General features: G+C 65.6%; 11 protein-coding genes, 1 tRNA gene and 1 pseudogene. 5 read left to right on the top strand and 8 right to left on the bottom strand.

Features of this window, described 5'->3' with window-relative positions:
- Positions 1–104: 104 nt before the first annotated feature.
- From J3E61_RS05440 to J3E61_RS05415, 6 genes and pseudogenes are all read right to left on the bottom strand, one after another.
- Positions 105–425: a hypothetical protein gene (locus tag J3E61_RS05440; RefSeq protein ID WP_210082874.1), complete on the bottom strand. Its 321-nt coding sequence runs from the start codon at positions 423–425 to the stop codon at positions 105–107.
- Between the two features lie 59 nt (positions 426–484).
- A pseudogene (locus J3E61_RS05435) lies at positions 485–727 on the bottom strand (hypothetical protein); the annotation flags it as partial.
- 62 nt (positions 728–789) lie between these two features.
- Entirely contained in the window at positions 790–954 is a 165-nt protein-coding gene (locus J3E61_RS05430) for a hypothetical protein (RefSeq protein ID WP_192724253.1), read from the bottom strand.
- Between the two features lie 61 nt (positions 955–1,015).
- A complete protein-coding gene (locus tag J3E61_RS05425; protein ID WP_210082873.1) occupies positions 1,016–3,844 on the bottom strand; it encodes an AAA family ATPase in 2,829 nt (942 codons plus the stop codon).
- A gap of 72 nt (positions 3,845–3,916) precedes the next feature.
- Positions 3,917–4,321 carry an HNH endonuclease gene (locus J3E61_RS05420; protein WP_210082872.1) on the bottom strand — a complete coding sequence of 135 codons (405 nt, stop codon included), beginning with the start codon at positions 4,319–4,321 and terminating at the stop codon, positions 3,917–3,919.
- Between the two features lie 44 nt (positions 4,322–4,365).
- Positions 4,366–4,440 (bottom strand) — tRNA-Thr (locus tag J3E61_RS05415).
- A gap of 49 nt (positions 4,441–4,489) precedes the next feature.
- Here J3E61_RS05415 and J3E61_RS05410 point away from each other — a divergent pair.
- A complete protein-coding gene (locus J3E61_RS05410) occupies positions 4,490–4,819 on the top strand; it encodes a hypothetical protein (RefSeq protein ID WP_210082871.1) in 330 nt (109 codons plus the stop codon).
- Positions 4,820–4,821: 2 nt separating this feature from the next.
- On the opposite strand, the gene J3E61_RS05405 is transcribed toward J3E61_RS05410, so the two are convergent.
- A complete protein-coding gene (locus tag J3E61_RS05405) occupies positions 4,822–5,523 on the bottom strand; it encodes a hypothetical protein (protein ID WP_210082870.1) in 702 nt (233 codons plus the stop codon).
- 126 nt (positions 5,524–5,649) lie between these two features.
- Between J3E61_RS05405 and J3E61_RS05400 the strand changes: the two genes are divergently transcribed.
- Both J3E61_RS05400 and J3E61_RS05395 read left to right on the top strand, forming a co-directional pair.
- Positions 5,650–6,369 (top strand): response regulator, encoded by a 720-nt coding sequence (locus tag J3E61_RS05400; protein WP_192725189.1) that lies wholly within the window; start codon positions 5,650–5,652, stop codon positions 6,367–6,369.
- Positions 6,370–6,390: 21 nt separating this feature from the next.
- A complete protein-coding gene (locus tag J3E61_RS05395) occupies positions 6,391–7,827 on the top strand; it encodes a HAMP domain-containing protein (protein WP_192724248.1) in 1,437 nt (478 codons plus the stop codon).
- 3 nt (positions 7,828–7,830) lie between these two features.
- Here the strand turns inward: J3E61_RS05395 and J3E61_RS05390 are convergent, their stop codons facing one another.
- A complete protein-coding gene (locus J3E61_RS05390) occupies positions 7,831–8,235 on the bottom strand; it encodes an HIT family protein (RefSeq protein WP_210082869.1) in 405 nt (134 codons plus the stop codon).
- Positions 8,236–8,308: 73 nt separating this feature from the next.
- Between J3E61_RS05390 and J3E61_RS05385 the strand changes: the two genes are divergently transcribed.
- The gene (locus tag J3E61_RS05385) at positions 8,309–9,520 is read left to right on the top strand and encodes a bifunctional glycosyltransferase family 2/GtrA family protein (RefSeq protein ID WP_210082868.1); all 1,212 of its coding nucleotides are present in this window, start codon (positions 8,309–8,311) and stop codon (positions 9,518–9,520) included.
- 1,225 nt (positions 9,521–10,745) lie between these two features.
- On the top strand, positions 10,746–14,993 hold the full coding sequence (locus J3E61_RS05380) for a PQQ-dependent sugar dehydrogenase (protein ID WP_210085441.1): 4,248 nt from the start codon (positions 10,746–10,748) through the stop codon (positions 14,991–14,993).
- Positions 14,994–15,016 lie beyond the last annotated feature (23 nt).

The raw sequence follows: 15,016 nt of genomic DNA, 5'->3' as shown, positions 1-15,016 counted from the left end.
AGCCGGACGAGCCGGCAGCCAGATCGGTCAGGTGGACCGTGCCTGTAGCGGTAAACATGTTGTTGGTCATGGCAGTTCGGTGTTCCAGGGGTGGACAGTGCTCATCACAGGCACCACGGATAGCAGCGATCGCTCGGCGGGGGATTGTCTCCGTCCCAGACGTTGGACTCCGGCGGCGGCGGAATGTTCTTGGAGACGTTGCCCTTTCCATAGTCGACGCGGTACCAGGTGTGGCAGATGCCCATGTCCCACACGTATTCGTTCCCTGGCCCCGGGTAGGACATGGGTTGGCCTGGACACCATTGAAATGGCCCCTGGTTATCGGCCTGGGCCACGCCTGCGCCGAATCCCAGACTGGCCACTGCAACGCCGCCAGACAGGACGGCTCCGGCGATGATCTGCTTCAGCGTATGAGCGGAGGTCATATCGTTTTGCCTTCTGTGGTGTCTTCAGTGCGGTCGTTTCTGTCGTTCGCCGGGGCGGCGGTGTAATGAGTGAGAAACGCCGTCGCCGCGATCGCAGCCGCGGCACCGATCACGCCCCACAGCACAATCTGGAAGACCAGCGAGCCGAACAAGAAGTTGTAAGTCAACGTCAGGTACAGGGACCAGATCACCCGGTAGGCGGACCAGAATGCGAGTAGGCCGCAGCTGATTCCAATCGCCAGGCTGCGTTGGCGATCGACGCGGTTGACGTGTTGCTGGATGCTGGTCGGGACGATCTTCATTGGGTTATTCCTTTCGTTTGATGCCGCCTACTTGACGACGTCGTCTTGGTTGACACGAGTCGCTAAACCTCGCGGATCGCGGTCTGGGCGTCCTCGTGACTGCCGCCGCGAAGCTGCCGGTAGCGCCGGATGGCCTCTAGCCGATTGCCGGAGCGGGCCAGCTCGACGACCTCGAGAGGGATTGGGGCGATGGGGAGCTCGGCCGCTGCGTCGTGTTCGTTCTCCATGCGAGCAGCCTGTCGCCGGGAGCGGCGACCGTCATCAGGATCGGCACCCTGATCTTTTGTGTTAGGGTCCCGCCTCGGCGAGCAGCGTCGGCAGTTGCCGGCGCGATCGGATCGCGAGCTTGCGGAACACTCGGTGCAGATGGGCCTCGATGGTCTTCTCGGTCACGAACAACGTCTGCGCGATCTCGCGGTTGGCGAGGCCCGTGGCAGCCAGGTCGGCCACGCGGCGCTCAGCCGCCGTCAGCGCCTCCACACCGGAGACCATCAGTCGTCGTGGTCGCGCGCCGAGCACGACGAGTTCGGCGCGCGCGGCTTCCACAAGCGGCGCCGCCTCACACCGCGCGCCGAGTTCCATGCCCTCCTCGAACAGCGACCGCGCTGCGACGCGCCGCCCGTCGCGTCGCAGCAGCCGTCCGCGATCGACAAGCGCCCGCGCGAGCTCGAGGCGATAAGTGGAGTCGCGCAACGACGCGATGGCGCGGTCGAGCGTCGGACCCCCGTCGCCGTACGGGTCGACGGCCGCGCGCACGCGAAGCGCCATACCCAGGCCCCCGGGCGCGCCCCACGCGCGGGCGATCGTCAACTGCTCGTCGGCCAGCGCGGCCGCGCGCTCGCCCGCGCCCGCCGCAGCCAATGCTTGCGCGGCCCACAGCCGCCACAGTGCGCCGCGCTCCTCATAGCCGCCGGCGAGCGCGGCGTCGCCGAAAGCCAGGAAGTCAGCGGCGGCGCCGTCGGCGTCCTGATCGACGAGGAGCCGCACCCAGCCGCGCCCCGCTCGCGCCCACACGAGCTCGGGTCGCTCGAAGGCGTCGAGGGCCTGGACGCCTTCGAGCACCTTGCGCGCGGCGTCGACCTGGCCCCGGCCCAGCAGCGCCTCGATCAGCCAGCTCGAGGCAAACGCGATCGAGCGGTGTGCGATGGGCGATTCGCCAAGGGACAGCGCCGCGTTGAGTCCGACCTCGAAGTCCGCCGCCGCCGACGCGAGTCGGCCCCGTGCCAGTGCAACCTGGCCGGCGAGCATGGACGCCTGCAACAACTCGGCGACCGATCCGCGCTCTCGCGCCCGCGCCAGCAGCGCCGCGATCTCCGTCTCGGCGACTTCGAGATCCTCGGCCATCACCAGCACGTAGGTGGCTTGAGCGCCGCCAACGTTGTCGACGGGAAACTCCGCGATCAGGGCGCCATCGCCGATCGCGCGGCGGGCGAGTGCCGCCGCCGACTCGCTATCGGAACCGGGGTCGAAGGCCTGTCCAATGGCGGCCTGCACGAGCGCGAAACGCTCCTCGGGCGTGGCGCCTTGCAGGCGGCGGAAGTCTGCGAGCAACGCGTCGCGCCACGGTGGCTGTGTCGAATCTCGGATCCAGTTGGCGAGCAATACGCGCTCGGTGTCGAGCCGCAGCGTGCCGGCGCCGCCGATTCGCCTGCCCTCGCGTTCGAGTGCCGAGAACGCTTCACCGACGCGGCCCTGCGCGAACAGCGCCGACGCGAGCGTGACCGCCGCCCGCACGGACAGCTGACTGTCGGGCCGCAATTGCAGCGCCTGCTCGAGATGCCCGAGTGTCTCCGCGTTTGCGCCGCTGCGGAACTCGGACTCGCCGAGCGCGACGAGCACCGCGGCGAGATCCGCTGGCGCAGGCGGCTCCGTGAGCGCCCGACGCAGCATTGCGGTCGCCGTTTGGGTCGCGCCACGCGCCAGGGCACGCTCGCCGGCAGCGCGCAACGTACTGGCCACCCCCTCGTCGCCGGCCGGGCTGGTGAGTCCGAGATGGTGGGCGACCTCCTCGACCGGCGCCGCAGCGGCGCGCAGCGCGGCGGCCGCAGCGGCATGCAGCCACTCGCGCCGGTCGGGGCGGATGTCGTGATAGATCGCAGTGCGCACGACGGGATGGACGACGCGCGCCGGTTCGCCGGGCGCGGCGATCCCGGCGCGCACCAGGTCATCGAGCATGCCAGCCGTCGCGGGTGCCGGCCGCTGGACCATTGCCGCCAGAACCTGCGCCGACACGCCGTCGCCTGCCACCGCCAACGCCTCGGCCAGCCGGCGGGTGTCGTCACCAATTCGACTGAGGCGCAGCAGAATCGACACGCGGACCTCGTCCGGCACGAGCGTGTCCACCCGCTCGATCAGGGCCCGCTCGTCGACACCTTGGGCGTCCGGCAGCGCGTCCGCGACCTGCCCGAGGAAGAACGGGTTGCCACCCGATACGCGGTGGCAGGCCCGCGCGACCGCGGTCGGCAGCGCGCCGTCGAAGCGTGCGCGTAACAGCGCTTCGCTGCCGGCCTCGCTGAGCGGCTCGACGACGATGGTCCGGACCGCTTGGGCGCGCAGGTGGCGGATCAGCGCGGGGTCCGCGGGCAGTTCGCCCGTGCGGATCGCGACCACGATCAGCACGCGCAGCGATCCGACGCGGCGCGCCAGGTACAGCAGGAACCGCAGCGACTCCGCGTCGGCCCACTGCGCGTCGTCGACGACCAGGACGAGCGGCCCGTCGGACTCGATGTTCGCGACAAGCCAGTACAGACCGTGATCGACGCCGGTGGCCGGCGAGAACTCGACATCCGTATCCGGAACCACCGCGGCCTGTGCCAGCTTCGCCGCACCCGACAGCAGCCGATGCCGCTCAGTGGCCGGGGCGTCGTGCAGCCGTCGCTCGAACAACTGGCGGGCGATCCCGTAAGTCACGTCCATTTCGAGCTCACCGCCCGCGGCCGTCAGGATCGCCATCGGCTGCGCCCGGGCGATCGCGACAAGCTCAGTCAGCAGCCGAGTTTTGCCGGTACCCGCAAGGCCCTCGACGACGAGCAGGTTGCCGGCGCCCTCCAGCGCCTGCCGTATCAATGCGGCGCCAGCCGCCAGTTGGCCTTCGCGCTCGATCAGCTCCGCGACCACGGTCGCATTATCGGGCGTCGGCGCCGCAAACGTCGGTGTCGCAGTGATTTCGCGCCAAGGAGAGTCGCGAGTTCAGTACGACTGGCCGTCGGCGTATCGCTGCCGGCGGTAATGGCGCCCGCTGCCGCGGTTCCGACTCTTATAGGTCGGCAGCTGCGAGTCGCAGTTCGGACAGACCAGCCGCAGGTTGTCCCGTCGATTGTTGGTCGGGTCCCCATCGATGTGGTCCAACACGAACGCCAGGGGCAGGCCAAGCCAGGTGCTGGCGCCGCCGCAGATCGCGCAGCAGCCCGACTGAGCGGCTACGAGATACATCCGGATGTAGTGACCGCGGGAAGTGGCGACGACCGCATCGCCGGACTCGAGCCACCGCTTCGTACCGTTGTCGCGGCGGACCGACGCCTGACATGCGTTGCTGCAGTAGATCTTTTGGCTGCGTTTCAAGAGAACTGAACCGCAACCGCGACACTGTCTCATGCGAGTGACGCTACGGCTGGCTACCGACAACCAGCGCCGCCAAGTGGAGCCTCCTATCGGGATTGAACCGATGACATTCCGCTTACAAGGCGAACGCTCTACCACTGAGCTAAGGAGGCCTGCGGGCTAAGAGTTTATCGGGTCGCCGGTTCGGGAAGTCCGCTGCCCGTGAGTGTCAAAGACGACCTGCTCGATGACTTCTCCCGGATCTATCCGGGCCTGGCCCGGCCGGAGGTCGAGCAGCTGCTGACGCTCCTCGACAAAAGTGCCAGCACCGAGGGCCGCCTTGGCCTCAGCATCGCCACGGCACTGAAACCAGTGGCGCCCGAGGTCGCAGCCAGGATCGAGTCATACAAGCAGTCCGGCGATGTCGATGAATACGTCCGTATCTTGCGCGGCGCCGTCGTCCTATTGCTTCAGGAGTGGCAGGACGACGAGCACCCTCCGGCTCCGGAGAGCATCTCGAAGAGCATCGAGGTCGTCGAAGCGGAGGGCTGAGGTCACTCCTCGGCTTCGATGATCCGCTGCGACGGCACCGTCCGCGACGACGGCCGGCTTCTCGGCCTGCGGCCCGGGAACGGGATGCGGTCGGCGATGTTGCTCAGTGGATTGACCACCTGGCTCAGCGTGATCACGGCCTCCCGCAGCGCTTCGATCGTCGGCTCCAACGCCTCGAGTCCGGGCGTCAGCCGGTTGAGTGTGTCCGCGACCATCGCGAGCTGCTCGAGCGGACCATTCTTCGCGGTGAGGGTGTCGATCACGCCACCTTCGGCGAGAAGCCGATCGGCCACGCCGTCTTCTGCGAGCACCCGGTTGACCAACCCGTCCTCGGCGAGGAGCTGATCGATCAGTCCGCCCGGTTCGATCGCGCGCATCAGGCCACTGTTCTCCTGCGTGGCCCGGTCCAGCACACCTCCCGGCGCGGTCAGCCGGTCGACCAAGCCACCGGGCTGAAGCAGGCGATCCACGGGACCGTCCGGCGCGAGCGCGCGGCCGAGCGGTTGATCGGCATCCATCAGCCTGGCCAGCCGGTTCGCGCGTTCGACGGCGTCGTCGATGCCGAGGATGTGGGCCACCGATCCGGACCCCGATTGGGCCTGCCCCAGCGCGCTCTTGGCGATGTCGAGACCGGTTTCCGCGACCGCGATACCGACGCGTACCGGCGTGGTGGCGAGATCCGTCAGCGCTTTGCCGAGGTTCATGGGCTCAGTCTATGGGTGTAGCGTCGGCGCACCTGAGGCTTCCGCGTAGCGCCTGAAAACAAACTCACAGGGAGTTGACAGGCTTCATGCAGCATGATTCCAAGTGAAGTCGTGGACATTAGCGGAATGGCGATGGCTGCATTACCTGACAACACTCCAGAGGCGCGGGTTCTCGTCGTGGACGACGAGACCAATATCGTCGAGCTCCTGTCGGTGAGCCTGAAGTTCCAAGGTTTCGAGGTCCACACCGCGTCCAATGGGCCCGCGGCGCTGGACAAGGCGCGTGAAGTACGGCCCGATGCGGTCATCCTCGACGTGATGATGCCGGGCATGGACGGCTTCGGGTTGCTGCGCAGGCTGCGCGCGGACGGCATCGATTCCCCGGCGTTGTTCCTGACCGCCCGCGACTCCCTGCAGGACAAGATCGCGGGCTTGACGCTTGGCGGCGACGACTATGTCACCAAGCCGTTTTCCCTCGAAGAGGTGGTGGCGCGGCTGCGGGTGATCCTTCGCCGGTCCGGCCGCGGCGTCGAGGAACCCCGCAACGCCCGGCTCACCTTCGCCGACATCGAGCTCGACGAGGACACCCACGAGGTCTGGAAGGCCGGCGAGCCCGTTTCGCTGTCGCCGACGGAGTTCACGCTGCTGCGCTACTTCATCATCAATGCAGGCACGGTGCTGTCGAAGCCCAAGATCCTCGACCACGTCTGGCGCTACGACTTCGGCGGCGACGTCAACGTCGTCGAATCCTATGTGTCCTATCTGCGGCGCAAGATCGACACCGGCGAGAAGCGGCTGCTGCACACATTGCGGGGCGTCGGGTACGTCCTGCGTGAACCGCGCTAGCAAGTTCGCGAGAATAGGGGGATGGCGGTCCTGCGCGGGCGAGGCATACCCCTAAGAGTCGGGCTGGTCGCCGCCACCCTTGTGCTGGTGGCCGGCGGCCTGCTGGCGTCCGGCATCGCCGTCACCACGATCCTGCGCCACGACCTGACCAACCGCGTCGACGAGACGCTGCTCGACGCCTCCCGCAGCTGGGCGCAGGCCCCACGACGAATGCCCGCCCCGCCGATCGAGGGCCCCAACCCGGCCAGGCCGCCGTCCAACTTCTACGTGCGCGGCATCGATCCCGACGGCCGCATCTGGATGGCGGTCAACGACCGCGCGGCCGAGCCCGCGCTACCGGCCGACAACGACGTGGGGCCGGTGCCGGTGACCGTCGGCTCGATCGACCACTCGAACGTGCAGTGGCGGGCGATGAGTGTGCGCGGAATCCGCGGCGAGCTGACCACCGTCGCGATCGACCTGTCCGATGTCCAGACGACCGTGCGGGCGCTGATTTACGCGCAGCTCGGTATCGGCGGTGCGGTGCTGCTGGTGCTCGGTGTCGTCGGGTATTGGGTGGTGCATCGCAGCCTGCGGCCACTGGTGGAGGTGGAGCGCACCGCGGCGGCTATCGCCGCCGGACAGCTGGATCGTCGTGTCCCAGAACGGGATCCGCGCACGGAGGTGGGCCGGTTGTCGGCCGCGCTGAACGGAATGCTCGCGCAGATCCAGCGGGCCGTGGCGTCGTCGGAGTCGTCGGCCGAGGCGGCGCGCACCTCCGAGGACCGGATGCGGCGATTCATCACCGACGCCAGCCATGAGTTGCGCACCCCGCTGACCACCATCCGCGGTTTCGCCGAGTTGTACCGGCAGGGCGCAGCCAACGACGTCGAGATGCTGATGAACCGCATCGAGAGCGAATCCCGTCGCATGGGTCTGCTCGTCGAGGACCTGCTGCTGCTGGCCCGCCTCGACCAGCAGCGCCCGCTGGACCGTCACCGCGTCGACCTGCTGGCCATCGCCACCGACGCCGTGCACGACGCGCAGTCGATCGCGCCACCGGCACGCAAGATCACGATGGAGGTGTTCGACGGGCCTGGCACGCCGGAAGTACTTGGCGACGAGGCCAGGCTGCGCCAGGTGCTGGGCAATCTTGTCGCCAACGCGCTGCAGCACACCCCCGACACCGCAGGCATCACGGTGCGGGTCGGCACCAACGGGGACAACGCGGTGCTCGAGGTGTGCGATGAGGGGCCCGGCATGAGCAAGGACGACGCGCACCGGGTGTTCGAGCGGTTCTACCGCGCCGACTCGTCACGCGCCCGCGCCAGCGGCGGCACCGGCCTGGGCCTTTCGATCGTCGACTCGCTGGTTCACGCCCACGGTGGCTCCGTCAGCGTCGTCACGGCGCCGGGCGAGGGCTGTCGATTCAAGGTCAACCTGCCGCGAATCGCCGACGTGCCCGCTCAGGTCAGTTGAGGCTCAAGCCAATTCGTTCAGCGCCGCTTTGATCTTCGACTGTGCCTCATCGAGTGATTCGGCCGAAGGGTTCTGATCGGCGTTGGCGAAGCCGAAGTCGCTCAGGTTGCGGGCCGGGAAGACGTGCACGTGTAAGTGCGGCACCTCGAGCCCAGCGATGATCAGCCCCGCGCGCTCGACGTCGAATGCCTTGCAGACGGCCTTGCCGATCAGCTGCGAGACGGCCATCACCCGGTTGAACTCGGGGGCGTCGACGTCCTGCCACTGGTCGATCTCGGCGCGCGGCACCACCAGCGTGTGGCCCTGCGTGATCGGCGCGATCGTCAGGAAGGCGACCACATCGTCGTCCTCGTAGACGAACCGGCCCGGTATTTCCCCGTTGATGATCTTGGTGAAAACGGTCGACATGCCGATGAGCATTCCAGCAAGCTCCCAGGTAGGGCGCAGTGGGGTAGCAGCCTATTTAGAGACGCTCGACATCGTGACTGACCTGGTGGCTTCCCCCACGGCCGAGGCGGCGCCACGTTCGACGCGCAGCTGCGTCCTCGACATCGTGATTCCCGTCTACAACGAGGAGCGCGATCTTCCGGGAAGCGTCCGCCGGCTGCATCACTTCCTGGCCACCGAGGTGCCCTACCCGTCGCGAATCACGATCGCCGACAACGCGAGCACGGACACCACGCTGGCCGTTGCGCACTCGTTGGCTGACGAGCTGGCCGACGTCGACGTCATCCACCTCGACGCCAAGGGCCGCGGCGGTGCGCTGTACACCGCGTGGATGGCTTCCGACGCCGACGTGGTCGCCTACATGGACGTCGACCTGTCCACCGATCTGTCAGCGTTGATGCCCCTTGTAGCGCCGCTCATTTCGGGTCACTCCGACGTCGCGATCGGCTCACGGCTGGCGGCGTCATCGCGTGTGGTGCGCGGGCCCAAGCGCGAATTCGTCTCTCGCAGTTACAATTTGATTCTGCGCGGTGTGCTCGGCGCCAAGTTCTCCGACGCGCAGTGCGGTTTCAAGGCCGTGCGTGCCGACGTCGCACGCCAACTGCTGCCGCACGTCGCCGACACCGGATGGTTCTTCGACACCGAGCTGCTGGTGATCGCCGAGCGTGCCGGGCTGCGCATCCACGAAGTTCCGGTCGACTGGGTCGACGATCCGGATTCGCGGGTCGACATCGTTCGCACTGCGATCAACGACCTCAAGGGCTGTTGGCGGGTGGGCAGGGCGCTGGCGACCGGCGAGCTGCCGATCCGCGAGCTGCAGCGCAGCCTCGGCCGCGAGCCGCTGGTGGCCGGCGTACCGCGCGGCATGGTCGGGCAGATGGTGCGGTTCGGCATCGTCGGCATCGCGAGCACGCTCGCCTTCGCCCTGCTGTATCTGCTGCTTCACCCCGTGATGGGCGCACAGGCCGCGAACCTCACCGCGTTGTTGTTGACCGCGATCGCCAACACCGCGGCCAACCGGGCCTTCACGTTCGGCATCCGTGGGCGTACTGGCGTTGCTCGTCATCAGTTGAATGGCTTGGTGGTGTTCGCGTTCTGTCTGGCCATCACCAGCGGCTCGCTGTTCGTGCTGCATCGATTCGACCCGACCGTCGGCAGGGTTGTGGAGCTGTCGGTGCTCGTCGGGGCGAACCTGGTGGCGACGTTGATCCGATTCGTCGCGCTGCGAAGGGTTTTCAGCGCCTGACGGTCGGCGAAGGTGCGAGGAGCACATCCACTTGTGTGGCCGCTGGGCTGGTCGTCGCGTTTGCGAGGCGGCCGGTCACTCGTCTCCGCAGCATTGACCTTCCCTGCAGTGGCAGGAGAGTTACCCAGAATTCACCTGTGCATCCTTTACAGGACGGGTGCGAATATGCCTAACCGGGCCTTTGTATTGTTGCTAGCAAATTGGTAAAGGTCACCTAGACATTCGCTGTACCGGCACTGAGGCCCGAGCGCCATGGCGGACATGGCACAGCAATATTGACGCCAGTTGTGTTTGTCATTTGATGCGCTTGTCGAGACAAAAACCAGCTCAACTACGCTAAAGCCGATGTCAGGCCATTGCGGTCTCACATGGTAGTCGTTGCAAAAGCAAGATCTTGCCACCCCATGGGCGATAGATATCTCACGTTGCTGACAATTTGGTGCCACTATTCAGTAGCAAATATTGACTGCTGCTGAATATCGGGCCGATCGGTGGGGGGATCATGCGTGCAGCCACTTCGTACGCGAGTTACCGGCCAGCTGAATGGGGGGGCGGTAGCGGGGCGACTCCGCTAACCAATGGGTACGCGAAACACATTGGACGTGTGGGCGCACTCGCGGTCGTGCTCGGCGTAGGCGCGGCCGTCGTTGCCCTCCCGGGGGTGGCGTGGGCGGATGACCCGACCGGGTCCTCTCCGCCCACGTCTACCTCATCGGAGGCGAATGCGTCTCCTTCGACGTCAACGGTGGACAGCTCGACGCCAAGCGAAGCCCCACAGGCGAATTCCGCTGGGTCCTCGGACCCGAACAGCACGAGCGACAAACCGGGCGCATCGGCAACGGCGACGGAGACGGTCACGTCTGACGGCGTGATCGTGCGAAGCTCCGGTGGCGCGCACACGTCAATCGTCGACGATGGTGCTGCCGACGCTGATGAGAACCAGCCGAGCGACCACGACACCGCGGTGCCGCCAAAAGGCGGCGCGAATACTGAGGATGCCTCACCGCGTCAAGCCGTTACGCGTGGCCAGCGCCGGACTGTCTCGAGCGCAACACGATTCGCGCGGAAGCAAGCTGTCGACGCACCGTCCTATACCAGGGCTGATGCGGTCGAGCAGGTGCAGAGTTTTTCGAGCGGCACCGTAGACGCACCCGCGCGTATCGCCGGTACGACCGCCGACCTGGGCTTCAGTACGCCGACCTTTGCGCCCGCAACGGCGGATTCGATGCCCACCATTGCGGCGATTCCCAGAACTGTGATCACCGTGGCGGCAGATTTGATCCGCACAGTACTCGGCCCTATCGGACCGGGCACCGGTGCTCCGCCGGAGTCGCCAACGCTTCTGGGACTACTGGCGTGGGGTCGTCAACAGCTCGTCCAAGCCCTTTCCGGCCAGGGGGCAACGTCGACCGTTGGACAGACGACCCAATTGGAGCTCGACGCATCCGACGTCGAAGGTTTGAATCCCGAGTTCGACAGAACCACCATCGTGTCCGGGCTCAACCAGCCGACTGACTTCCGCTTCCTGCCTGACGGCCGAATCCTCATCGCCGAAAAGGGCGGCGCCATCAAGGTTTACGACGGAACGCTGCACCCCGATCCGGTGATCACCCTGGCCGTGCTGCAGACCGACAACGACGAGGAACGCGGCCTTCTCGGTATCGAAGTCGATCCGAATTTCACCCAAAACGGCTACCTGTACGTCTCCTACACCACTGCGCAGAACCACGATCGCTTGTCGCGCATCACGGTGTCCGGCAACACCGCCGACCCCACGTCCGAGGTCGTATTACTCGAATCCGACCAGTTGGGCAACGTGTTCCACCACGGTGGAGAAATTCATTTCGGCCCCGACGGCAAGCTCTACTGGGCGATGGGGATGAACACGTACAACCCCAATTCGCAGAACCTCGCCAACGTCCACGGCAAGATCCTGCGCATCAACCCGGATGGCACTGTGCCTGCGGACAATCCGTTCGTCGATACCCCCGGGGCATTGCCCCAGATCTGGGCGTACGGACTTCGCAACCCGTTCCGATTCACCTTCACACCCGACGGCAAGCTCATGGCAGGCGATGTAGGCGGCAGCCTTTTCGAAGAACTCGACGTCGTCACACCTGGCGCCAATTACGGCTGGCCGCTGGCCGAAGGAGTCTGTGACGGGTGCGGGTTCGCGAACCCGATCTATTCCTACGCGCACACTGCAGACGAGGCGCACGCGGGTTCGATCACGGCCGTGATGGTCTACACCGGTACAACTTTCGACCCGTCGTATGAGAACAAGGTGTTCATCGCAGACTACACGCTCGGCTGGATCAAGACGCTGACCTTCGACTCCACCTACAGCAGCTTCATCGGCGAGCAGATGTTCGACAGCAATGCCGGCACCGTCGTCAAGCTTGCCCAGGGACCCGACGGCAACATCTATCAACTGAACATCTTCCCCGGCGAGCTGTCGATGATCGCCCCGTCGGGCGGCAACCGCGCGCCGAGCGCAGTCATCACCGCCAGTCCCGACAACGGTCTGTCACCGTTGACGGTCAACTTCTCCTCGCAAGGCTCCAACGATCCGGACCCCGACACGACCCTGACGTATGCGTGGAACTTTGGCGACGGCGCGACGTCGACATCGACCAACCCGACACATACCTACACAGTCAACGGTCCCTATGACGTGACCCTGACAGTCAGCGACGGCGCGAAGATCGGCCAGGCCGCAAAGCGAATCGTCGTCGGCAGTACCGCACCGACCGCTCAGATCCTCAGCCCGACCTCTGCGACCAAGTACAACGCCGGTGATGTGATCACGTTCAGCGGCATCGGTTCCGACGCCGAGGACGGCACGCTGCCTGCCAGCGCGTACAACTGGTCGGTCGTGTTCCATCACGCCGAACACATCCACCCGTTCCGCAACGACATCGTCGGCCCCACCGGAAGCATCACCATCCCGCGCAGTCCCGACAACATCGACACCACGTCCTACATCCTGACGCTCACGGTGACCGACAGCAGTGGCCTATCGACCTCGCGGTCGGTCGAGATAAAGCCAAACCTCGTCAATCTCACCGTCAACGCGAGCGATCCGGAGGCATCCTTCACCATCGACGGCATCCCATACAAGGGCTCGCACACGGAACGAGCCGTCGTGGGTGTGGAACGCGTGATCGGCGGGCTTTCACCGCAATTCGTCAGCGACGGACAGTTCGTATTCGACAACTGGTCTGACGGCCAGGCCCAGACTCACACTCTCACGACGCCAGGCGCCGATGCGACCTACACAGTGAACTACGACAAGTTCTTCACACCGCCTGCGCCATGGCACGACGGCGACATCGGAGTTCGCACCACGTTGGGCTACACGTCGTTTCAAAACGGCGTATTCACAGTGCGCGGGTCCGGCAACGACATCTGGGCCGACACCGACGAATTCCATTATGTCTACCAGTCATTCGGTGGCGACGGCACGGTCATCGCCCGGGTGACCTCGCAGGACGACACCGACCCCTTCGCCAAGTCGGGAATCATCATCAAGGAGTCGACGGATCCGAACAGCAAGTACGTACTGCTGGCCGCCACTCCCGACAACGGCGTCAGATTCCAGTACAACTTCAACGGCGAAAGCGGGAATGCGCCATACACGTATCCCAACGCGTGGCTGAAGCTGGAGCGCCAAGGCGACGTGTTCAGGGGTTACACATCCGCTAACGGCACCGACTGGACCCTCGTAGGCCAGGCCACAGTGGTCATGGGCTCGAATGTCACTGCAGGCCTTGCTGTCACCTCTCATGTGAACGGCACATTGAACACCTCGACGTTCGACAACGTCAGCGTTTCATCTCACCCGGAATGGACGAGCGAGGACGTCGGGGCCCCGTCGCTCGCAGGCAGCACCACCATCATCGGCAGCACCTACACCGTCAAGGGTGGCGGCAACGACATCTGGGGCACGGCGGACCAATTCCAGTTCGTGCATCAGGGTCTGACGGGTGATGGTGAGATCGTCGCGCGGGTCACCAGTCAGCAGGTCACTGACGGATGGGCCAAGGCCGGCCTGATGGTCAAGCAGTCGACGGCGGCCGGGTCACCGTACGCGCTGATCGCGGTGACGCCGGACCATGGGCTGAACTTCCAGTCCAACTTCAACAACTCGGTGGCAGGCCCGGCGATCCCAGCAGGGACCGCGTGGCTGAAACTCACGCGCACCGGCAACACGGTGACGAGCTTCGCTTCGACCGATGGGCAGAGCTGGAACCAAGTAGGCACGGCCACAGTGGCTTTGGGTGCCGCCGTGCAGATCGGATTGTTCGTCACGTCACACAACGGCGCGCAGTTGAGCACCGCGACCTTCGACAACGTCTCGGTGACCAGGACAGTGTTGCCTGCGCCGTGGACCGCCGGCGACGTCGGGGGCCCTGCCGTGTCAGGTGCATCGTCGTATGCCGGTGGCGTGTTCACGGTCAGGGGTGGCGGCAACGACATCTGGGACACCGCAGACCAGTTCCAGTTCGTGCATCAAGCGCTGTCCGGTGACGGTGAGATCGTCGCGCACGTCACTGGCCAGGCACCGACCGACCCGTGGGCCAAGGCCGGTGTGATGATCAAGCAGTCGACGATCGCCGGCTCGCCATACGCGCTGCTTGCCGTCACACCCGGCAACGGGGTGAACTTCCAGTCCAACTTCAACAATTCGGTCGGGGGCCCGGCGGGAGCGTCATGGCTGAAGCTGACGCGTTCCGGCAACACGGTCACGAGTTATGCCTCGGTTGACGGTCAGACGTGGACTCGAGTAGGGACGGCCACCGTCGCTGCTGCGGCCGGCGCTGATGCGCAGATCGGGTTGTTCGTCACATCGCACAATGGTGGGCAGTTGAGCACCGCGACGTTCGACAACGTCCGGGTGACCCAAGGTGTCGCGGCGCCCCCTGCGGTACCCGCGCCGTGGCAGGCAGGTGACATCGGCACACCCACGGTGGCTGGTTCGAGCACGTACTCGGCGGGCTCGTTCACGGTAAAGGGTGCAGGCAACGACATCTGGGGCAGCGCCGACCAGTTCCAGTTCGTGCACCAGAAGTTGACGGGAGACGGCACGATCATCGCGCGAGTCACCAGCCAGACACCAACGGATCCCTGGGCCAAATCGGGTGTGATGATCAAGCAGTCCACTGCCTCCGGATCGCCTTACGCGCTACTTGCTGTCACCCCCCAGCACGGAGTCGCATTCCAATACAACTTCACAGGCAATACCGATTCCGTTCCGTACACACCCACGAATGCGTGGCTGAAGCTCACCCGGTCGGGCAGCGTGATCACCGCCTACGTTTCCGCGAACGGCACCACGTGGACACCAGTTGGCACAACAGTTCTCGCGTTGGGAACCGCTGCGGAGTTCGGCTTCTTCGTCTGCTCGCACAACGGCTCGATGATCAACACGTCGGTATTCGACAACGTGTCCGTGTCGCCGGCAGCAGTCTGAATCGAAAGCGGGGGGAATATGGC

This window comes from Mycobacterium sp. OAE908 (genome assembly GCF_017872775.1).
Classification (GTDB): Bacteria; Actinomycetota; Actinomycetes; order Mycobacteriales; family Mycobacteriaceae; genus Mycobacterium.
This window is presented reverse-complemented; position numbering and strand designations above follow the sequence as displayed.